Annotated in this window: 18 protein-coding genes; 7 read left to right on the top strand and 11 right to left on the bottom strand. The window is 45.8% G+C overall.

All coding sequences use genetic code 11. The features are described 5' to 3' along the window. Positions 1–81: 81 nt before the first annotated feature. Positions 82–237 carry a hypothetical protein gene (locus ACOGW3_RS24690; RefSeq protein WP_419905358.1) on the bottom strand — a complete coding sequence of 52 codons (156 nt, stop codon included), beginning with the start codon at positions 235–237 and terminating at the stop codon, positions 82–84. On the opposite strand from ACOGW3_RS24690, the gene ACOGW3_RS24685 reads away from it, so the two are divergent. After that, the gene (locus ACOGW3_RS24685; RefSeq protein ID WP_419901077.1) at positions 224–1,456 is read left to right on the top strand and encodes an ISL3 family transposase; all 1,233 of its coding nucleotides are present in this window, start codon (positions 224–226) and stop codon (positions 1,454–1,456) included. The genes ACOGW3_RS24690 and ACOGW3_RS24685 overlap by 14 nt on opposite strands. Before the next feature lie 333 nt (positions 1,457–1,789). On the opposite strand, the gene ACOGW3_RS24680 is transcribed toward ACOGW3_RS24685, so the two are convergent. Beyond that, positions 1,790–2,707, bottom strand: coding sequence for a sigma-70 family RNA polymerase sigma factor (locus ACOGW3_RS24680; protein WP_419905357.1), 918 nt, complete (start codon positions 2,705–2,707; stop codon positions 1,790–1,792). 35 nt (positions 2,708–2,742) lie between these two features. Continuing rightward, the gene (locus ACOGW3_RS24675; RefSeq protein ID WP_419905356.1) at positions 2,743–3,498 is read right to left on the bottom strand and encodes an SDR family NAD(P)-dependent oxidoreductase; all 756 of its coding nucleotides are present in this window, start codon (positions 3,496–3,498) and stop codon (positions 2,743–2,745) included. A gap of 224 nt (positions 3,499–3,722) precedes the next feature. On the opposite strand from ACOGW3_RS24675, the gene ACOGW3_RS24670 reads away from it, so the two are divergent. Next, entirely contained in the window at positions 3,723–4,697 is a 975-nt protein-coding gene (locus ACOGW3_RS24670; protein ID WP_419905355.1) for a quinone oxidoreductase family protein, read from the top strand. Between the two features lie 205 nt (positions 4,698–4,902). After that, positions 4,903–5,760, top strand: coding sequence for a branched-chain amino acid aminotransferase (locus ACOGW3_RS24665; protein ID WP_419905354.1), 858 nt, complete (start codon positions 4,903–4,905; stop codon positions 5,758–5,760). Between the two features lie 66 nt (positions 5,761–5,826). Here ACOGW3_RS24665 and ACOGW3_RS24660 read toward each other — a convergent pair whose 3' ends face one another. The 3 genes from ACOGW3_RS24660 to ACOGW3_RS24650 form a co-directional block, all read right to left on the bottom strand. After that, positions 5,827–6,987: a class I SAM-dependent DNA methyltransferase gene (locus ACOGW3_RS24660; RefSeq protein WP_419905353.1), complete on the bottom strand. Its 1,161-nt coding sequence runs from the start codon at positions 6,985–6,987 to the stop codon at positions 5,827–5,829. Further along, complete coding sequence (locus tag ACOGW3_RS24655; protein ID WP_419905352.1) at positions 6,984–7,514, bottom strand: O-acetyl-ADP-ribose deacetylase; 531 nt, start codon at positions 7,512–7,514, stop codon at positions 6,984–6,986. Before ACOGW3_RS24655 ends, ACOGW3_RS24660 begins: the two co-directional genes overlap by 4 nt. Positions 7,515–7,830: 316 nt before the next feature. Then, entirely contained in the window at positions 7,831–9,126 is a 1,296-nt protein-coding gene (locus tag ACOGW3_RS24650; protein ID WP_419905351.1) for a GAF domain-containing sensor histidine kinase, read from the bottom strand. Positions 9,127–9,530: 404 nt separating this feature from the next. Here ACOGW3_RS24650 and ACOGW3_RS24645 point away from each other — a divergent pair, with 404 nt between their 5' ends. Continuing rightward, positions 9,531–10,313: a substrate-binding periplasmic protein gene (locus tag ACOGW3_RS24645; protein ID WP_419905350.1), complete on the top strand. Its 783-nt coding sequence runs from the start codon at positions 9,531–9,533 to the stop codon at positions 10,311–10,313. Between the two features lie 277 nt (positions 10,314–10,590). On the opposite strand, the gene ACOGW3_RS24640 is transcribed toward ACOGW3_RS24645, so the two are convergent. From ACOGW3_RS24640 to ACOGW3_RS24625, 4 genes are all read right to left on the bottom strand, one after another. Then, positions 10,591–13,113, bottom strand: a complete 2,523-nt coding sequence (locus tag ACOGW3_RS24640; RefSeq protein WP_419905349.1) for a sensor histidine kinase — start codon at positions 13,111–13,113, stop codon at positions 10,591–10,593. A 451-nt stretch (positions 13,114–13,564) separates the two neighbouring features. Further along, positions 13,565–15,715: an ATP-binding protein gene (locus ACOGW3_RS24635; RefSeq protein WP_419905348.1), complete on the bottom strand. Its 2,151-nt coding sequence runs from the start codon at positions 15,713–15,715 to the stop codon at positions 13,565–13,567. A gap of 52 nt (positions 15,716–15,767) precedes the next feature. After that, complete coding sequence (locus ACOGW3_RS24630) at positions 15,768–16,340, bottom strand: glycine betaine ABC transporter substrate-binding protein (protein WP_419905990.1); 573 nt, start codon at positions 16,338–16,340, stop codon at positions 15,768–15,770. Further along, positions 16,318–16,470 (bottom strand): hypothetical protein, encoded by a 153-nt coding sequence (locus ACOGW3_RS24625; protein WP_419905347.1) that lies wholly within the window; start codon positions 16,468–16,470, stop codon positions 16,318–16,320. Before ACOGW3_RS24625 ends, ACOGW3_RS24630 begins: the two co-directional genes overlap by 23 nt. Between ACOGW3_RS24625 and ACOGW3_RS24620 the strand changes: the two genes are divergently transcribed. Next, complete coding sequence (locus ACOGW3_RS24620; protein WP_419901077.1) at positions 16,457–17,689, top strand: ISL3 family transposase; 1,233 nt, start codon at positions 16,457–16,459, stop codon at positions 17,687–17,689. The genes ACOGW3_RS24625 and ACOGW3_RS24620 overlap by 14 nt on opposite strands. A gap of 2 nt (positions 17,690–17,691) precedes the next feature. On the opposite strand, the gene ACOGW3_RS24615 is transcribed toward ACOGW3_RS24620, so the two are convergent. After that, positions 17,692–17,991, bottom strand: a complete 300-nt coding sequence (locus ACOGW3_RS24615) for a glycine betaine ABC transporter substrate-binding protein (RefSeq protein ID WP_419905346.1) — start codon at positions 17,989–17,991, stop codon at positions 17,692–17,694. 553 nt (positions 17,992–18,544) lie between these two features. Between ACOGW3_RS24615 and istA the strand changes: the two genes are divergently transcribed. Both istA and ACOGW3_RS24605 read left to right on the top strand, forming a co-directional pair. Next, positions 18,545–20,053, top strand: coding sequence for an IS21 family transposase (gene istA, locus ACOGW3_RS24610; RefSeq protein ID WP_419901087.1), 1,509 nt, complete (start codon positions 18,545–18,547; stop codon positions 20,051–20,053). Beyond that, a complete protein-coding gene (locus tag ACOGW3_RS24605) occupies positions 20,050–20,199 on the top strand; it encodes a hypothetical protein (RefSeq protein ID WP_419905099.1) in 150 nt (49 codons plus the stop codon). Before istA ends, ACOGW3_RS24605 begins: the two co-directional genes overlap by 4 nt.

The raw sequence follows: 20,199 nt of genomic DNA, 5'->3' as shown, positions 1-20,199 counted from the left end.
TTGATAATGAGAGAAAGGCAAGGTGAATGAGAAGTATACTTATAATTGAAAGTTATTGATAGCGATGTTCATTATTTGGTGTTATTTTTGTAACCTATTTAAAATAATACTAAAAATGGGGTTTTGACGGCTCTTCTCCGCTTTGTTGAGTAGAAAAAGATGCCGACCGCCAAGTAACCTGTTGATATGTATGGTTTCTGATAACTTTACATAGAGCAGGTATATGACAATCAACATCTCGCAGCATATTTTAGGCCTCAAAGGGCAACGTGTAAATGAAATTAAACTGGATGACGGCGGTGTTAAGATTGTCATTCACTGCAGCCGAGACGCGCGTAGGAGGGCTATAGACCCTGCTACAGGCCAGAAGGGAAGCATCAACCAGCATGTCCGCCGACAAGTAAACGACATCCCCCTTTTTGGGTATCCTTGTGTGGTCGAGATTGAGCTGGCGCAGGTTTATATTAACAAGGGCGAACGCCGCATTGAGGGGTGTGATTTTGTTGATAAAGGGTGCCGTTTCACTCACCGATTTTGCCGACTGATCAGTGGATTATGTCGGCATATGTCTATTCAAGCGGTTTCCAGACATTTGGATATACGATGGGAAACGGTCAAGAATATCGACAGGGCATACCTTATTGAAACTCTCCCTACGCTTGATCCTGCAGAGCTAACTGGCTTGGAATATATTGGTGTAGATGAAGTTGCCCGGGCGAAAGGTCATGACTACATGACGGTGGTCTACGATATGGTTGGCGGTCATCTGATCTGGGTTGAAGCAGGCCGAACTGCCGAGGTTTTTTCAAGGTTTTTGAAACAACTGCAACCAGATACAGCCTGCAAAATAAAGGCCGTAGCGATGGATATGGGGCCTGCCTACCAAAAGGCTGTCAGAGAGTCCTTGCCGTTGGCCGACATAGTATTTGACCGTTTCCACGTCATGAAAAACTACAGCAAAGCTATCCATAATCAGCGTCGACTTGAGTTCAGAAAGGCCGATCCAAGTGGTAAAGAGTTGATGAAAGGGACACATTATCTGTTGCTCAAAAATGCGGATAAGTTGAGTGAAAAACAAAGTGACAAGCTGCAAAGGTTGCTGGAGAGCAATAGCAACCTGAATGCACTTTACGTCTTGAAAGAACAGCTTCAGCTGCTGTGGAGTGCCGCTTCATTTGAGGCGATGGCGGAGCAACTGGAACGTTGGTGCCTGATAGCAGATCAGTCACAGATGCTCTATCTAAAAAAGTTCGCGAAATCCCTACGGAAACATTGTGTGGGCATCTGCAACTACGCCAAACACAAGCTCACAAGCGCCAGGATAGAGGCTGGTAATGTCAGTATAGGAATGATCCGTAAGCGAGCCAGAGGCATCAAGGATACCGAATACTTCAAACTCAAAATTAGACAATCATCCATTCCAGATAATCAATCTATGCTCTATTTGAAATCCTAAATCTACTCAACAAAGCGGAGAAGTGCCTTACTATTACCATCTATGAGCTTGAAAAAAGGTAAAATATTTTGGGGGTGGGTAATCGCAGTGTTCATGCTCTTTTTAGCTGTAAAATTACCAATATTTTTTACTACGCCCGAGGGAGAGTTTTTAACCTTCTTTTATGGTCTAACCGCGTATACAAATATTTCTGCTTACTTAATTACGTTGTTACTCGCTTGTTATTCTGATCCCCATAAAAAGTCTTCTATAAATGAGAGGCCGGAGAATAATATCTAACGATAAGTCCGAAATTTAAGAATTTAGGGAGCCAACTAAAGTTACTCCTGACGCTTACATCCTCTGCCACCGGGCGTCCTCAATAGCGTAACGGGCGTAGCGGAAATCGCGGATTGAAATCAGGCCTTCTGAGGTGAAATCTATCAGGATGAAATAGAGCGGTGGTTGGCTGGCATCGTCGCGGTCGAACACAAGTAAGGCTGGTTGACTTTCGACCAGGCCAGGGGCCATGAGCCAGTCCGAGGCTTTGGAATAGTTGCCGTAGTATCCACTGACTTTGGCTTTGCCTTCTTGTTTGACCATGTTGACGAGGTCGAGTTTGACTTCCTCTGAGAGCATATCGCGCAGGCTGTCGAAATCATGCGCGTTGAAGAACTTTGCATAGAGACTGAGTTTCTCCTGATCTTCGCCAGATAGTTTACCGGAAAGCATTTCTGTTTCTTCTTGTGAGGAAGCTGTCAGGGCGGCCTCTTTCAACTGGCTGCGACCGCGATGAAGGGCGGACTTTACCGAAGCGATTGTACTATCGGTACATTCTGCGACTTCCTTGGCGGAATAGCCCAGTACATCTCTGAGGATCACAGAACTGCGTTGTCTAGGTGGTAAAGCCAAGAACGGGCGCAAATTGTCCGCGGTATCATTGTGAGTTGGGGCCTGTTGCAGCAGGGCGTTTTGTTGGGATTCTGCCAAGGGAAGGATATTTTCTTTCATCGCGAGCTCCCCTTTTTCCGCACGAAAATGATTGAGTGCCGTGGTGTGGGCAATACGAAATAGCCAGGCACGTAAATGTTCAACTTGTGCCCCTGATGTGAGGGCTTGCATGGCTTTGATCAGGGCTTCTTGGAGAATGTCTTCGCCATCGATAACCGAGCCCGTCATGCGGGCACAGTATCGATGGAGTTCAGGGCGGAGAGCAGGCAGGGCTTCTTCAAAGCCTGCCATGCACACTGTTTTTTCTTCACATTCGGGCATAGATGCTCTCCCGCTTCATTTTCATAATGCTGGTTTTATAAGGCTTCCAGGCCAAGGCCCGTGATGGTAAAGGCATTGGCGCCTTCTTCACTGTCTTCTGGGGGACCGTTCTTGATAAAACCCAGAATGTTCTCTGCAATCATAACAGGGGTGAGCGGTTTTTCCCACTGGCTCATAAACTGTTCAGAAGTTTTGCCAACGGATGCTGCATAGGCGCTGGAGGCTTCGTTGCCGATCTCTGTTCCGGCAACAAGCTGTTTTGGGATGATGGAAATAAACTGAAGATCAAGATCCTGTCGATCTGCTTCGCGTTGGGCGTAGTTTACCAGAAAATGTTGCATGCGCTTGGCCCCGGCATACCCCCCAGATAAGGCCGAGCCACCAAGAGACGCGCCGCTGGAAAAACTGATGATTTTAGCCCCCGTTGGCATCGGGTGTGTGAGGGCGGCTTTGCTAAATTCATAAGCGACTTTGGTGTCATTATTCCAGGTAGCGCTGAACTCGTCCCAGGACTGTTCATGGAAGGGAGCCATTTTAGGCTGGTGGCCGCCAACCAGTACAAGCAGGTCAGGGGATAGATCTTTAATCAAGCCAGCGGCAATACCGTCTTTACTGGCATCAATCGCGATGGTCTCTAGTGATGAGTTTTCTGCTTTTAGATGGTCCAAGCCTTCGGCATGTCGGGCAACGACGTAGGTTTCATACCCCTCATTTCCCAACCCAAGAGCGATTTCCCGACCTGCTCCACTGCTGCCACCAATGATAAGTGCGCGTTTTGATTTCTCTGCCACGGTTGATTTCCTTCTTTCATATGAAAATATAGCTGAAATGCTGTCTTGTTCTTTAAGACACGCGGAAGAGGGAAAAGGGTTCGCTCGGGGTGAAAATATTTTGAAAGAACGGGAGGTCGTGGACTTGCCGGAGAGGGAGAAAAAGGTCTTAATGATTTGAAAATAAAGGCGCTTGTTTTGATGAGAGAGCCGCTCTTGAATAATAAAAAACACGGAATAAACAGATGAGTTACGCTATTATTGCCCGCCAAACCGGTGGCACGGATGTTCTGGAACAGATCAATCTTGATATACCGGAGCCAAAAGTAGGCGAAGTGTTGATCCGTCATACCGCGATTGGCGTAAACTTTATCGATACCTATTTCCGCAGTGGACTATATCCCTGGCCTGTTGAGAATGATCTCGTGCTCGGCAGCGAAGCGGCTGGTGTTATTGAACAACTCGGCGCGGGGGTAACGGGCTTTTCTGTGGGAGATCGCGTGGCCTATACGCTGCCCAACGGTGCTTACCTTACCCATAGAGCATTGGAAGCCAAACATCTGGTCAAACTGCCGGAGGAAATCTCTGATGAAGTTGCTGCGGCCTCTATGCTTAAAGGGCTTACCGCACATTACCTGCTGCACAGATCCTATGTGCCCGAGCGCGGTCAAACGGTCCTGTTTCACGCCTCAGCCGGTGGTGTTGGCCTGATTGCTGGGCAGTGGTTGGCTGCGAAGGGCGTCACCGCCATTGGAACCGCCGGCGGCCCAGAGAAATGTGCTCTTACAGCAAAGCATGGCTATGTCCATACCATCGACTATACGTCAGAAGACTTTGTCGAGCGGGTGAAAGAAATCACAGAAGGGCAGGGTGTCGATGCGGTTTATGATAGCGTTGGTAAGGATACCTATCCGGGTTCATTAAACTGTTTGAAAACTTTTGGTAGCTTGGTGAATTTTGGCCAGTCATCCGGCCCGGCGCTGGACTTTAAACTCTCTGATCTGGCGGTGGGGTCTTATTCCGTCACCCGACCGATCTTGTTTCATTTCACGGCACAGCCCGGTTATCTGCAATCAGCTGCTGATGAACTGTTTGATATGGTTGGACGGGGTGAGATCAAGATTAACATCAACCAGAAGTTTGCCCTCTCGGATGCAGCAAGAGCTCACGATCAACTCGAAGGTCGCAAAACAACGGGGTCGACGATTTTGATACCGTAAGGTTATTCCCGGATATAATTTTTTTTAGGGTAATAAATTGATGATTGTTTGGCTGGATTAGGAAAACTGTGCAATAGGATTAGGAATATTGGGCTTGAAGAAATCGGTCTGGCCTTCTAAACCATTGGTATATACAAAAGAAGTATCCGAACATAAGTTGTAGAAGAAAACACAAAGAAACTCAGGGAAGACGGAAGGCAAGAGAATGGCTATCGGTGAAGTAATCTGGACCTATTTCAAGGGCGAGTGGCATGAGGGCAACCTGCCCATTATGGGGGCTGCTGATCATGGAACCTGGCTCGGGTCTCTTGTCTTTGATGGTGCGCGTTCTTTTGAGGGCGTTGTCCCTGATCTCGATTTGCACTCTGCCCGTGTAAACGCATCTGCCGAAGTCATGGGGCTCAAGCCCACCATGACCACACAACAGCTGATTGATTTGACCCTTGAAGGTCTCAAGAAGTTCGCCGACGATGCCGCGGTTTATATTCGCCCGATGTACTGGTCTACTGAAGGGGGCGCAGGCACCGTGGTACCGGATGAGAACTCAACAGAGTTCTGTCTTTGCCTCGAGCAGTTCCCGATGGCACCGACAACCTATACACAGAAGCTTTGCCGGACCAGCTTTGTTCGCCCGATGGTGAGCATGGCCCCGGTTAACGCAAAGGCGGCCTGTCTCTATCCAAACAACGGTCGTATGATCCGTGAAGCCGTGGCCCGTGGTTACAACAACGCGTTGGTTGCCGATGCTTTGGGAAATGTGGCTGAAACCGGTACTTCCAATGTGTTCATGGTTAAAGACGATGTGATCTATACCCCGGTTCCAAACGGTACTTTCCTCAACGGTATCACCCGTCAGCGTGTCATTGGCCTGTTGCGCGAAGCCGGCCGTGAAGTTGTGGAAACCACGTTATCGTTCGAAGATTTTGAAGGCGCCGATGAGGTCTTCATGAGTGGTAATATCTCTAAAATCACCCCGGTGGTGATGTTCGAAGATGTTGAATATCCCGTTGGTCCGGTGAGCCATTTGGCCCGCGAACTCTATTGGAAATGGGCGAAAGCCTAACTCTCTAAAATTATAAAATTATAAAAGTAAAAAGCCTGCATCCAAAGATTTTGGGGCAGGCTTTTTTTATTTGTGGTTCTTGATGCCAGCCGTAACGATAATTTCTCTACTGCCAGCTTCATACGGTGAGCTATCCCAATCACCATAAATTTCTTCAGGGACTAGTCCTGCCTGGTCGAGGTGCCTGATCAATTCTTTATGGGTGAGAAAACGGATCGTTGCTGAGGTTTTTACAGGATTGTTTTTCGATCCTGATTTTTTACGATAAAGCGTATTGTAGCTAACCAGTTTACCCACACCGCAATCTTCGACGTTACCCAGATCGTGCCAAACCTCAATTTCCTCTGGCAGAGTATATTTATTACTTGGGGGCAGAGTAAGGCTCTCTTTTGTTTTGTCAGGTGTCCAATTTTCCCAAGATTTAATTTCAGGATTTCTGGTATCAAAAACAATTCGCCCCTTTGGCGCAAGGTGTCTTTTCATCGTTTGTAAGGCGGATTGAATATCCTCATCGCCCAGGAAGACTTGAAAAGCGTGACCACTGAGAATGATCAGGTCAAACAAGTGCTCGCTTTGAAAATCTTCAGCACTGGTTTTCATCCACATAACCTTATCACCATAAGGTCGTCTAATGGCGATGTTTAGCATTTCTACGGCGGGATCTACACCTGTAACATCATGCCCGGCTTTGGCAAATGCGGTGGTTAATAAACCTGTACCGCACCCTAAGTCGAGAATTTTAAGCGTGTGCTCGTGCCCTTGTGCTTGGGCGAGATAAAAATCGCAATCTTTACCCCAGGGATTTTGTTGATCGTAAAGGCGGCTTAACAAGGGGTCGTGGTAGTGATCAAGTGAAGAAGGTGGCACTTCTCTGTTTTGGCCCTCGGTAATTGGCTCGTTAATACCAATCTTGGTGAGCTGGCTTTTTAATCGTTCAAGTTTATCAAATTGTCCGCTATATTCTTTGAGCAGTAATGACCGCCATCGGGACCAGTTGTTTTTGATTCCCTTTACCGCTTCTGAACTGGCGAGAGGATTATCGTCATAACCAATTTGAAAAAAGCAGTTACAGATCTCAAATGAGGTTGCCCCCAGTTCATTATAGGGTTGTTGGGTTAGTTCTGCAGAACCGCAAGCCGGGCAATGCCAAAGGTTATCCCCGGCTTGGAAAAGCGTCAGTTGTTCACCCTTGTCCGTTTTGATCGTCAGTGCTCTCGGTGGGCTCATTTTCCGCTTAGCTCTGCAATAGCCTGTTCGTGACGTAATTTACTGTCCCCATCGAAGCAGCAAAATATGACCTGATCAATTTTGTCGGAATTTGCCAGGAATTCGATTGTTGCCTTCACAGCGATCCTCGCCGCCGCATCTGGTGGGAAACGATAGACACCTGTCGAAATTGCAGGAAAGGCTATCCGGGGACAATCGTTTTCAACGGCAACTTCCAAAGAACGGCGATAACAAGACGCAAGCAGATCCGCTTCACCCTGGTCGCCTCCTTGCCATACTGGCCCGACAGTATGAATGACGTAATAAGCGGGGAGGTTATAGCCAAATGTGGACTTGGCATTTCCGGTTTTACATCCGTTTAGATCGATACACTCTGCAAGTAAATCCGGACCAGCCGCACGGTGGATCGCGCCATCAACCCCGCCGCCGCCGAGCAGAGATGAATTTGCTGCATTGACGATGGCTTCGACCTTCAAAGTGGTGATGTCTTGCTGAATTACGCTTAGTCGATCAAATGGCGTGGGCATGTTGATGCCTCCGGAATAGGTTCGAATGGGGTCGGGATCTACTTACGAGAGTTAAGTTTTTGAAAATTCGCCTAAAATTTGCGTGAAACTGATTGGGAAGTCAAGAGTGTCGATCAGGGAGAATAAAGAGGAAGAAAAGAAGGAAGAAAAGAAGGAAGCCCCAGTGGCAATTACCTCCCCTGGGGCTTCCTGACGACGTCACATAGACCATAAGGAGCCAAATCATTAAAGATCTGGTCAGATGTGAGGCCGTTAAGGCTTTTTATAATTACAGACTTCCTTCATAAGCTTGATCGTTCCCTTTGTCAGAGGGAAATCATTGCATCACCCTGTTCTTGGGAAAGGTCAGTAGAGCGGTCGTGCCTACGCCCACACTGCTGATCAGCTCTATTGAGCCCCCATGTAAGTCCATCATCGACTTAACAATTGAAAGGCCAAGCCCGGTACTTTCCTGATTATCAGCCTGCCTTCTTGTGGGGTTAAAAGGTTTGAGAATATTCTCAAGGGCTTTTTGTGGAATCCCGGCCCCGGTATCGCTGATTTCAACGATCATTTGCCCTGCGTCTGAGACGTGGGTGCACAGGGTAATACTGCCTTTGTCGGATGTAAATTTTATCGCATTGCTGAGAAGGTTATTCAAAATCTGTTTCAGACGGACGGGGTCCGCATAGAGGAGAGGTTGGGGACGTTCGCTGAAATCACTTAGGGTAACACCCTTTTCAACAGCACGAGAGGTTACCATTCGAAGACAGGACGCCGATAAATCAATTAGATCACATTCGGTTTCTCTAAGCTCTATAGATCCCGTGGCCACCTTTGAAACGTCGAGGACATCATCAATAACCGATAAGAGGTGTTTCCCTGAATTGAGAATATCGTTTGCATAGTTGCGATAACACTCCTGTCCCACAGGACCAAAGTTCTCATTTTTAATGAGTTCTGAGAACCCGATGATAGCATTTAGGGGAGAACGCAATTCCAGGCTCATATTTGCCATAAAATCAGATTTGCTTCGTGAACTACGTCTTTCTTCTGCAAGTGCTTCTTCGGATACTTTCAAGCGTGTGATTTTATCGTCTATTTCCTCTTTTAATTCACTGAGTAAGGAGGCGTCGTGTTGTTCTTCTTGTTGGGTAATGCCAGGTGGTAATTGATGTAATTGGTCATCATTGCACAGAGGAACTGTAATGTTTAAAACAAGATCCTTAATGATCAGGTTTTGAAACATTTCCAGCATACGCAGATGGGGTGAGGTGTAGCCATTTTTCTTACGATCTAGAATACAAAGCGTGCCAAAGACCTCTCCATCAGGCCAGTAGAGCGGAAGCCCAAAGTACGAGACCATACCGTAATCTAGGACATCAGGGTTTCCTGCCCATTCGGCTTCTTCCTGGGCATCAGCAATAAGCAGTGCCTTACGGTTTTTTATGACATATTCAGAATAGACATCGTTGGATAGCTGTAGGCTTTCCCCTGCGATATAGGGTGTTCCTTTGGTCTTGCTGCTAATTAGGATGTCTAAATTTGGCCCTTTTACCTGAGTGATCAGGCAGCTGGGAACATCAATGATCGCCGCGGCAATATCCACCAATTCTTGCCAGTGGTCTGTCATTGTGCTCGGGGGGGCAAAATCCGAGGGGGTTATATGTGTAGAAGCGAGCTGTTTAACGGCCTTCTTGCTTCTCATGGTAAACGACCTATAGCATCGATTATTATTATTATTATTATTTTCCCTATCATATCCTAAATACCTTACTTCTTTGATAAAGCGATGCGGGGAAAATGAGAAATCGAAGACTTGTTGTCTGTTTTATGGTAATGCTCTGAGATAGAACGCTAAAATAGAGCTGATCTCTTTACATAATTTTAGGTATTCTGGGATAAGACATCTGGAGAATTAATAAATTTAGGACGCTTCGAGGGGGGGGGATGAAGCTGGTTACAACGGTTTTGTCATATACAAGAAGTATGAAAATACGACCTATACTCTCGGTCTTGTTCTCTTTGTGGACAGCTGTGACGTCAATAGCGTCTCCTGTTCTGGCCCAGGAACAGACGGACGAAGTAACCCGCATTCAAATTGTAACAGATGGATTTGCCCCACTGCAGTATTTGAAGGATGGAAAGCCAGATGGGTATGTTACTGAGTTCATTCAAGCGACAATAGAGCGGGTAAAGGTGGATTATCCTCTCGAGGTCTTATCTTTTGAATTCCTTCCCTGGAAACGCGCCCTACACGTGGCAAAAAATGAACCTAATACACTGTTCTTCTCCCTTTCACGTACACCTGAACGCGAAGGTAGTTATCAGTGGTTGGAAACAGTGTCTCCCTATAGACAATCTTTTTACCGGCTTAAGAGTAACAGTCATATAATTGAGAATAATTTTGATACCCTTCGCGATGGTCCTTATATTTTAGGTATTCAACGAGGGGGATCCGTTCATAGTCTCGTGGACCAATACGGATTTGAAAGTGGGCGTGATTACACAACTTACACCCATTTTTCTCAGGGTATTAAAATGCTCTATCACGGTCGGATTGACATGCTCCCGCTGACAGATTTTCTCGCCCGTAATGCGGCGTGCCGAACTGGTTTTAATGGTGATTTTCTAACACCTGTAATCGCGATTACTTCGCTGGCAAAACCTTTGTGGGCTACATTGAGTAACAGCACGGATCCTCATTTGGTGGCGGTTTTCAAAAAAGCGATGACAGAATTAAAAAGTGAAGGTGTTTATCAAGAGATCCTCGACAAACACCTCGTCGCTTGGAGTAAGCAGCCCTGTAAAGCTGAGTAAAAAACATCAATACAAGTGTGATTTGGACAAGCGTGATCCAGACAAGTGTGATCCAGACAAGTGTGATCAATTTAGTGATTTTCTAAACTGATAATACGAGGATAGATATGAAGTAAGAAAGCAGTATTTTCTAGAAGTGCGTCCTGTGGTACTATTATGGCAGTAAAGGGTTTTGTTAATCCTGAATGGCTTATCGAAATTGAAGCAGACGCTATAATTGCGGAGAAACCAGATAAATTTCATAGTCTTTAGGGTGAAGATCTGCTCCTTTACTGGTTTACACTGCCTTTTCTTTCATTTTTTCACTTCTGGGTGCCTTGAGTGCCAAATCAGCAGGTAAGATAATAGAGACCTTTGTCCCCTTGCCTTTGGTACTTTCGAGCATAATCGTTCCCCCCTGTGCTTCGATCAATTTTTTTGACAAAGGTAAGCCCAATCCCACACCTTCAATAGATCGGGTATAGGCCGAGTCAACTTGTCCAAAAGGCTCAAAAATCCTGTGAATATCTTCGTGATCAATACCGATACCATTGTCCTCTACGGTGATAACAAAGTGCTGTTCTTTGTTAAGCCGGGTTGAAACCTTTATCGTTCCCCCCTGAGGAGTGTATTTTATGGAGTTATTGAGGACATTAATGACCACCTGTCTAAGCCGAAGCTCATCCAGATAAAGATCAAGCGGTTTGTCGAAGTAATTCCCTGTAATTACGAGGTTATTATTTTTGGCCACCTCATCCAGCATGTGTACACATGAAGAAACGAGTGTGTTCAGTTCAGTTTCGGTATTGTTAATAACCAAGGTTCCAGATTCAGCCTTTGCTACATCTAGAATGTCGTTGATCAGGCCAAGAAGATGATAAGAGCTATTGAGAATGTCTTCGATATATTCCAGATATTTTTTATTATCGACAGGCCCCATCATTTGCCGGGCGATAACATCTGAGAACCCGATAATGACATTAAGCGGGGTGCGAAGTTCGTGGCTCATATTTGCGAGAAAATCTGTTTTAGCGATACTGGCTTCTTCGGCCATTTCTTTGGCAATCATGAGTTCTTCTGTACGTTCTTGAACCCTTTCGTCTAAATGATCCCTGGAATGTTTCAACGCTTTTTCGGTAAAGCGGCGTTCTTCTATCTCTTCTTGTAAGAGCTGAAAACCGACCTGTATGCGGTCTGCCATATCGTTAAAGGCATCTGCAAGTTGACCGATTTCATCGTTATTTTCATTGTTAAAACGGGTCTCCAGGTCACCGAGCTGAAAATTATGCAAGCCTGTGACCAGAGTTGATATCCTTCTGGTTAAGATGGTTGCGAGCCAAATCGCCAATAAGATAACCAATACGATCATGATAAGAGTATATGTGCCCAATTTGGTCACGAGATCTTTTTTCGAACTCTGGATTACCTCCAAAATTGACTGGTTTAGTTCGGTGATTTGCTGATCACTTTGTAATATTTTTTCATCTATTTCCTCTTTCGTACGAAGTGCCGGGCGGTGAAATTCCTTCACATTGGCACCGATTGTCACCCAACCAAATCCGCGGGGGCTATCCCCGTATTGTCCGGTGAAATAGGGAATGGTCGCTGCAGTCGTGATTTTCCAAAGATCACTCCAGAAAATGAGGAAAGAACCGGAACCTCCTTCGGCAGTAATATTCTGCCAACCACTACATTGCGGAGCGAAGTTCAAATAACGACAATCCAAAGCGAGCATGCCTTGGTTTCTTAGCTCCAAGGAGGGTTTTTTATTCCGTGATTGCTCTAAGTAAGAGGGCGTGGATTGTAAAAATGGAATATGGTTTAAACCTGATTTCTGCCACTTTTGATATAGTTGGGCCGAGAGCCATGGAACAGCTTGTTCCCCTGTTTCAGGGTCAATTCCGACAATGAAATAATCTCTGGGGTGAGAGATATTGCGACCTTCATAATCCCACATGAAGGCATAATTCCCGGACCCTGGATCCGAGATATCACTATGGCGTTCTCCCGTCGGGACGATATGATCGGTGAATTCCATAATATGGCTGTGATCAAGTGCCAAAGTGACATAGCCGGTTATCTTGCCATTTTCGACAACCGGGGTAGACCAGCGAACGATACCTTGAAAACGTTTACCCTTTGGATTTTCCTTTCCCGCATAGGCGGATTTTTCTGGTGCAAAAGGAATACCCGCTTTTTCGGCGCTTGCAGGCGTATAGGGACCTATGACCTTCGAGGGTACATAGGCGCCGATCACCCTGGATACATCTACCTCACCAGGTTTGAGTTTGATCAGGCGTTCGAAATAACTTTCAGCTTTGAGCCAGGTATTTTCCTTGCGACTAACATCTCGTAATCGAGAGGGCAACAGGGGTGTATTTGTAACTTTAAATTGTTCCTGCCCTTTAAGGTCGAGGAACGTCATTTCCAAGTATAAAGGTGCGTTGATTTTTGCGGAGATTGTTTCCGGGGGATGGTAATGAAAATTGGTGGCATTTTCAGCAAGGGTTGCACGGCGATGAACTTGGGGAGAGGGGGTTTTAATCTGAGCTTCCCAACGATTTTTGTCTTTACTTAGAGACCATGGGGCATGCCGGGTAAGGGGGAGTTGATAATGATTTAAAAAGTTGCGATAGCTTCTTTCGGTTCGGGGTAAGTTTGCTGCGACAAGAATATCCCTGTCTCGATCATGAAGAAAATGCGCAACATTTTCGGCTGTATCTACAGTTAATCGCTCAATCAGCTCTTGAGACAAGCGATCTATGGCTTCTATTGACTGCTTCGTAACACTATCGCCTATTTCAGTTACCGTCTGGCTCATGGAATCTGATAAAGTTTTTATTTTATCGTTCAGATTACCGGAAAGGTGGCTTGCCGTTACCCACGTTAACCAGGCTAGCAGGATAAGCGGAAGCACTTTCACAAGTATGAAAATTAGGATCAGTTTACTACGTATAGTGGTCACGTTTGGCTTTATCCGATCATTTCAGGTCTGATAAAACAGTCCAACAAGTCTAACACTCAAGGTTAAAGCTAGAATGATTACCCTTAGTGCTTGTCAATTTCGTTTCAGAATATGAAGCCATTTTAGGCATGCAAAACTGTTTTTGCTCTGCATGCTATAGTATGTAAGGATTGTTAAATATATGCTAATTTAGGGGGAATCTATTGACCTGAAGCGTTCTTGTATGTGGTGATAACATGTCTGCAATCACCGGGTTGAGAAAATCACTTGCTTCTAAAGTAATATCTTTATGCGCAACCCTTTCAGGTTACCTCCCAGCTTTTATAGAGGAGAGTTCCTCGACTTCTTTGGGAGACGCATCGATTGTTAGCTGTACAGGCTTATGTATTTCTTTGTCCATTACCTGATTGATTGCTCGTAAAAGGGTGGGCGTATCAATTGGTTTGGGAACAAAAGCATTCATCCCAGCTTCGTAGTACTCCTTCACATGATCCTCAACAGCATCTGCAGTCAGGGCTATGATTGGTAGTCGGGCAACATCTCCGTTCATGGCTCTAATCGCGATCGTCGCTTCTGGGCCACTCATTTCTGGCATGCGAATATCCATGAGGATAAGGTCTGGGAGGAGGGGATCATTTTGCCCGGATTGAGTACTGGCTTGGATTAACTTATCCACGGCCTCTCTACCGTTCTCTGCAAGGGCGATTTCGTGCCCATTTTTTTCCATGATAACTTGAACAATACGCCGATTAAGCTGGTTGTCATCAACGACCAGAATTGACAAGGGGTACTGGGTTTCATAAGTGATTTCATGAGTTGGGGCGTTGACTTGCTCTGCTTCGACCTCATTTTCTGCTGGAATATAAGGAAGGTTGACCTCAAAGATTGATCCTTTCCCCTCGGTACTATTGATATGAATACTTCCCCTCATAAGTTCTGTAAGGCGTTTTGAAATTGCCAGACCGAGCCCGGTCCCTTCATAACGCCGGGATATGGAGGCATCAGCCTGAGTAAAGGGGCTAAACAGCTTATCAATAATGTTTTCAGATATACCAATGCCAGTGTCGCTAATTCTGAATATAAGCCGAGGTTCTTCTATGTCTCCTTTGGGCTTTGCTTCATGGGATATAGGCCCGTGGGAAATAAGACCCGTGGAAACAGACCCGGAGGGAACAGATTTTTTCTCTACCTGAAGAGTGACAGTTCCCTCTTTCGTAAATTTAACGGCGTTTCCAAGTAAGTTGATAAGAATTTGACGTATACGTGTCGGGTCTCCGTTCAACCTTTGGTCAATCTCACTTGATATGTTGACGACAAGATCTAGATTTTTTTCATCGGCTAACCTGGCGATGATCTCAATTGTTTTCTCAATTTCTGATCTAAAGTTAAAGTCGTTCTGGATCAATTTTAGCTGACCGGAATCAATTTTGGATAGGTCGAGTATATCGTTGATGATGATAAGGAGTGACTGTGTCGCTCCCCTGATCTTGTCTATTTTCTCCCGAACCTGAGGCTGGAGATCATCGTCGAGTAACATATCAGAGAAACCCATTACAGCCGTCATTGGTGTACGGATCTCATGGCTCATGGTGGCAAGAAATTCCTGTTTTGCTTTATTAGCTGCTTGGGCAATTTCGTATTGTTCAGCAAGTTCGGCTGTACGCTCTTTTATGCGTTGTTCCAGTGTTTCCGCGGCCTTAATTAACCCTGCCTCAGCCGTGTCACGCTCTTTGACCCGGTTGGAGATTGAGTTCAGTAACCGATTTCCGGAATCCGCAAGAATGGAGAGCTCGTCTCCAAGATTACTTTTTGGAACTGAGAGGGAGGTCCCTTCTGGATTATCCGGATCGGTATTTGCTAAGTCGTGGGCTATATTTTGTAAGGGATGCACGAGTAATCTATAGAAAACAAACGACAATATCCCGGCAACAATCAGGCTTCGTAAAATGTTAAATATAAATTCTGATATCGTACGGTCAATGAACTCTCCGACGGTTTGAATGGGATCTGCAATTACTTGTAAATAACCCGCTTTTACTTCGGGGTCGTCGAGGGTTCGCAATTCAATCTCGTAGCTTTGTAAACCGCCGAATGCATCTTCGGCGAGCCACCGGTACGGGGATGATTTTAACGCCTGGGATTTACTCGATAGGGTGTTGTGTAGGTCATCATGAATGGTAACTGATATAATGGATTTGTATTCCATCAACCCGTCGGCAACTTCCCCAGCGAGATCCGCATTTAGATTGTAAGCAGCCCTTGCTGCAGGTTGATTTACGGTTTGTATTACTTGTTTAACTGTAAGTGTGAAAAATTTTTGAGTAGAGTGAATGTCTCTATAAGCACTAAATGCGCTAATCAACAAACCGATCAAAAGCGATACCAAAACCACATTGCGAGCGAGCTTAAAAGCCAATCGCTTTGATAATCTTGGTGCAAATGTTGATTGGTCTGACACGTAAAGCTTTCGTCCTTACCTGAGGTTTCGTTTCAAAATAAATTAGGTATTGTTAGGGGCGGCAAACTTGTGCGCCCCATTTAGATATCAAGGAATCGTTTTCAGAGATCCATTTCTCTGCGGCTTGCTCGTAACCAAGACCATCAGCGTCAACAAAGGCAGCGATTTGACTGATCATTGCATTGTTGAAATTCATATCCTTGAGAATGGCGTGGGCACAGGGCCAAGTTTGTTCCATCTGAACCCAGGCTACCTTTTTGAGCCATCCATTTTTGGGGTTGCCGCAGTCGTGAAGGCGATCGGGGTTTACGCCCCATTCGGGATCAGTTTCGCACTTGGGATTGAAATCGGGGAATTCGATAAATTTGCCATCATAGCGATCTTCGATCCAATTGGGGCTCCAGTTAAAAAGAACAATAGGGTCTTTCTCATCATAGGCTTTGTTGAGTTCGACCCAAAGTTCATCAGCAACTTTTACTGGTTTGACGTGGAAATCAAGTTCTAGGGCTCTTATGCGGGCTCGCTCGGGCTTTTCCCAAGGGCCCGCAACATATCGGCCATGTGGCGATGTACTCTTGTGAGCAAATAAAAACGAACACTTTTTAAGGGCTTTCCAACTGGGCAGGCCTGGACAGTGTTCTTCTACGGCTCTTCTCCGCTTTGTTGAGTAGAAAAAGATGCCGACCGCCAAGTAACCTGTTGATATGTATGGTTTCTGATAACTTTACATAGAGCAGGTATATGACAATCAACATCTCGCAGCATATTTTAGGCCTCAAAGGGCAACGTGTAAATGAAATTAAACTGGATGACGGCGGTGTTAAGATTGTCATTCACTGCAGCCGAGACGCGCGTAGGAGGGCTATAGACCCTGCTACAGGCCAGAAGGGAAGCATCAACCAGCATGTCCGCCGACAAGTAAACGACATCCCCCTTTTTGGGTATCCTTGTGTGGTCGAGATTGAGCTGGCGCAGGTTTATATTAACAAGGGCGAACGCCGCATTGAGGGGTGTGATTTTGTTGATAAAGGGTGCCGTTTCACTCACCGATTTTGCCGACTGATCAGTGGATTATGTCGGCATATGTCTATTCAAGCGGTTTCCAGACATTTGGATATACGATGGGAAACGGTCAAGAATATCGACAGGGCATACCTTATTGAAACTCTCCCTACGCTTGATCCTGCAGAGCTAACTGGCTTGGAATATATTGGTGTAGATGAAGTTGCCCGGGCGAAAGGTCATGACTACATGACGGTGGTCTACGATATGGTTGGCGGTCATCTGATCTGGGTTGAAGCAGGCCGAACTGCCGAGGTTTTTTCAAGGTTTTTGAAACAACTGCAACCAGATACAGCCTGCAAAATAAAGGCCGTAGCGATGGATATGGGGCCTGCCTACCAAAAGGCTGTCAGAGAGTCCTTGCCGTTGGCCGACATAGTATTTGACCGTTTCCACGTCATGAAAAACTACAGCAAAGCTATCCATAATCAGCGTCGACTTGAGTTCAGAAAGGCCGATCCAAGTGGTAAAGAGTTGATGAAAGGGACACATTATCTGTTGCTCAAAAATGCGGATAAGTTGAGTGAAAAACAAAGTGACAAGCTGCAAAGGTTGCTGGAGAGCAATAGCAACCTGAATGCACTTTACGTCTTGAAAGAACAGCTTCAGCTGCTGTGGAGTGCCGCTTCATTTGAGGCGATGGCGGAGCAACTGGAACGTTGGTGCCTGATAGCAGATCAGTCACAGATGCTCTATCTAAAAAAGTTCGCGAAATCCCTACGGAAACATTGTGTGGGCATCTGCAACTACGCCAAACACAAGCTCACAAGCGCCAGGATAGAGGCTGGTAATGTCAGTATAGGAATGATCCGTAAGCGAGCCAGAGGCATCAAGGATACCGAATACTTCAAACTCAAAATTAGACAATCATCCATTCCAGATAATCAATCTATGCTCTATTTGAAATCCTAAATCTACTCAACAAAGCGGAGAAGTGCCTCTTCTACGTAGGTGGGATACCACCAATCTTCTCGGGTCAAAGCGTCGTGAGACCCGACTTCCACGACTTGTCCAAGAGCACGAATTCTGGCGAAATCTTCTGCCATGGTACCTTGCCATACTTCAACCTGTACATGTTCTAAGCCACGATGCAGATGTGCCCATTGATCGTTGGATGTAAGCTCTTTGTATTCAACAGCGTAGCCCTTTTCTTGATAAATTTTCCCCAGAATTTTTGCCATGACGATCTGGCTGGTCCAATTATTGATTATCAATCTGATTGGCGTTGCACTTTCCGGGATACTGTTTGCGAGTGTTGGACTGGTAGAGGGGAGGCTGAGTCCTATAATCAAAGCGATTGAACTGAAAACTAATTTGAATGCACCAGAAGTGTTACAGAAGTCTGCTTGCGAGCGAGAAGTCATCGGGCACCTATTAATTAAGGTCGTATTTTTACTTTGGAAAAATACAGCCAAATTGGTTAAGTGATCTGAGCTATTCGAAGAATAAAGAAGAAGTGTTAAAAAAACATTCGCCCTTGAAAACCAAATTTCAAATTGTATATTTTATCCTATTGTTGATGGTGGTTTCAAAGGATAGAAAATGCAATTCGTTGTAACGGCTTATGATTTTATGGATGAAGAGGCATGTTCAGCGACAATAACCTTGGCCGGTTGCGACAACCACCTTGGCCGGTGGATCTGATCATTAAAAAGGGCGTGCCCGTTTGATAATCAGATCCACCGGCCAAGGCTTAATTTGGTGTTAGTTACAAGCTGCTGTGAGTTGATAAATTAGGAACCTCTAGATGTAATTGGAGGAACCTGTTTGCCGTATAAATTTATCACAGATGAACAACTGAGACTTTACATGACAGATAGAAAAACTCATGGTCAACGAACCGCCGCTGCCCGCGCAGGGTTTAGCGAACGCACGGCCCGCCGATTTGACGTTGATGCGACTTTACCGTCACAACGCAATATAAAGCGAGGGCGAACAGTTTCTGATCCGCTTGAAGATATCTGGGATAAGGACATCCTTCCCATTTTGGATAAAGACAACTCGGTCAAACCCATTACTTTGTTGCGCCACATACAGAGCCTCTATCCGCTCCGTTTTCCCGATGACCGTGTCAAGCGCACGTTAGAGCGCCGAGTTCGGGGATGGCGGGCTCTGAATGGCCCTGAAAAGGATATCATTTTCAGGCAAACACCTGAGCCGGGTTACATGGGCCAATCAGATTTCACGGATGCAGCCGACTTAAGTATTACCATTGCAGGAGATCCTTTGGTGCATCGGCTCTATCATTTTGTTCTGGTATATAGCCGATGGGAACATGTTGGGGTCGTACTTGGCGGTGAGAGTTTTACAGCCCTTGCGGAGAACTTACAAAATGCGCTTTGGTCCTTGGGGGGCGCTCCTGAAAACCACCGGACCGACAGCCTGTCTGCGGCCTTTCGGAATTTGAGCGTTGAGGAAAAGGAGGACATTACCAAACGTTATTCTGCTTTTGTTGAGCACTACGGTATGGAGGCCAGTCGAAATAACAGAGGGGAATCACACGAGAACGGTGCCATTGAATCTCACCACGGTCACCTTAAGACTGCGATAAAGCAGGCCCTGATTTTGCGTGGCAGTAATGACTTTGACACTTTGGATGAGTATCGGCGATTTTTGGACGAGCTGATTGCTAGACGGAACAAACATCGTGACCAAGATATCCAAACAGAGTTGAAATCTCTCAAGGCGTTACCTCCTCGGCGAACAACAGATTACACTGAAGTCGTGTCGAGAGTTACCAAAACAAGTGGTTTTTTAGTTAAGCAGGTTTTTTATAGCGCCCCTTCTCGCCTAATTGGTCAACGCTTGCGTGTCCATATTTACGATAACCGGATAGAAGCCTATCTAGGCAGCACTCATGTCGTCAGCCATTCTCGTGAGCGGGGGCACGGCAAAGGCCCCCGCATTCATGTTATCAATTATCATCACGTCATTCATGCTCTCAAACGTAAACCTCAGGCACTCGCCAATTCTATTTATCGTGACAGTATTTTTCCAAGAACCGAGTACTCCCTGGCCTGGACATTGTTTCAGAAAAAGTTGTCCCGCAGAGATGCGTGTCGTCAGATGGTTGGGATACTTTTCCTTGCGCACGAAGAGGCTTGTGAGGCCGAAGTCGCGCACCTGATTTCGAGAGAAATCAATGCAGGAAGGCTACCTTGCGCAAAAAAACTTAAGCTGAATATCACAAAAAAGAACACGGATTTACCTCCTGATATTCCCGTGGTTCAACCTTCATTATCAGTCTTTGATACTCTGTTGGAGGATCGGGCATGACAAACATTGAAGTGGATCAGCACAAGCTGCCTCTTATGCTAACTGACTTACGATTACCCAGCTTTCACAAACACTGGCAAGATATCGCAATCCAATCCGACAAGGAGGGCTGGTCAGCAGCCAGGTTCCTTGCCGTTTTGGCCTAA

Origin of the sequence: Kiloniella sp., from assembly GCF_965205715.1 — a bacterium.
Classification (GTDB): domain Bacteria; phylum Pseudomonadota; class Alphaproteobacteria; order Kiloniellales; family Kiloniellaceae; genus Kiloniella.
The sequence above is the reverse complement of the archived record's forward strand: the minus strand, read 5'-3'. Positions and strand labels throughout refer to the sequence as shown.

Bases quoted from the DNA above. Each gene is read 5' to 3' on its own strand.
- ACOGW3_RS24685 (WP_419901077.1), top strand. From the start codon at position 224: ATGACAATCAACATCTCGCAGCATATTTTAGGCCTCAAAGGGCAACGT.
- ACOGW3_RS24690 (WP_419905358.1), bottom strand. From the start codon at position 237: ATGTTGATTGTCATATACCTGCTCTATGTAAAGTTATCAGAAACCATA.
- ACOGW3_RS24680 (WP_419905357.1), bottom strand. From the start codon at position 2,707: ATGCCCGAATGTGAAGAAAAAACAGTGTGCATGGCAGGCTTTGAAGAA.
- ACOGW3_RS24670 (WP_419905355.1), top strand. From the start codon at position 3,723: ATGAGTTACGCTATTATTGCCCGCCAAACCGGTGGCACGGATGTTCTG.
- ACOGW3_RS24665 (WP_419905354.1), top strand. From the start codon at position 4,903: ATGGCTATCGGTGAAGTAATCTGGACCTATTTCAAGGGCGAGTGGCAT.
- ACOGW3_RS24660 (WP_419905353.1), bottom strand. From the start codon at position 6,987: ATGAGCCCACCGAGAGCACTGACGATCAAAACGGACAAGGGTGAACAA.
- ACOGW3_RS24655 (WP_419905352.1), bottom strand. From the start codon at position 7,514: ATGCCCACGCCATTTGATCGACTAAGCGTAATTCAGCAAGACATCACC.
- ACOGW3_RS24650 (WP_419905351.1), bottom strand. From the start codon at position 9,126: ATGACAGACCACTGGCAAGAATTGGTGGATATTGCCGCGGCGATCATT.
- ACOGW3_RS24640 (WP_419905349.1), bottom strand. From the start codon at position 13,113: ATGAGCCAGACGGTAACTGAAATAGGCGATAGTGTTACGAAGCAGTCA.
- ACOGW3_RS24620 (WP_419901077.1), top strand. From the start codon at position 16,457: ATGACAATCAACATCTCGCAGCATATTTTAGGCCTCAAAGGGCAACGT.
- ACOGW3_RS24625 (WP_419905347.1), bottom strand. From the start codon at position 16,470: ATGTTGATTGTCATATACCTGCTCTATGTAAAGTTATCAGAAACCATA.
- ACOGW3_RS24605 (WP_419905099.1), top strand. From the start codon at position 20,050: ATGACAAACATTGAAGTGGATCAGCACAAGCTGCCTCTTATGCTAACT.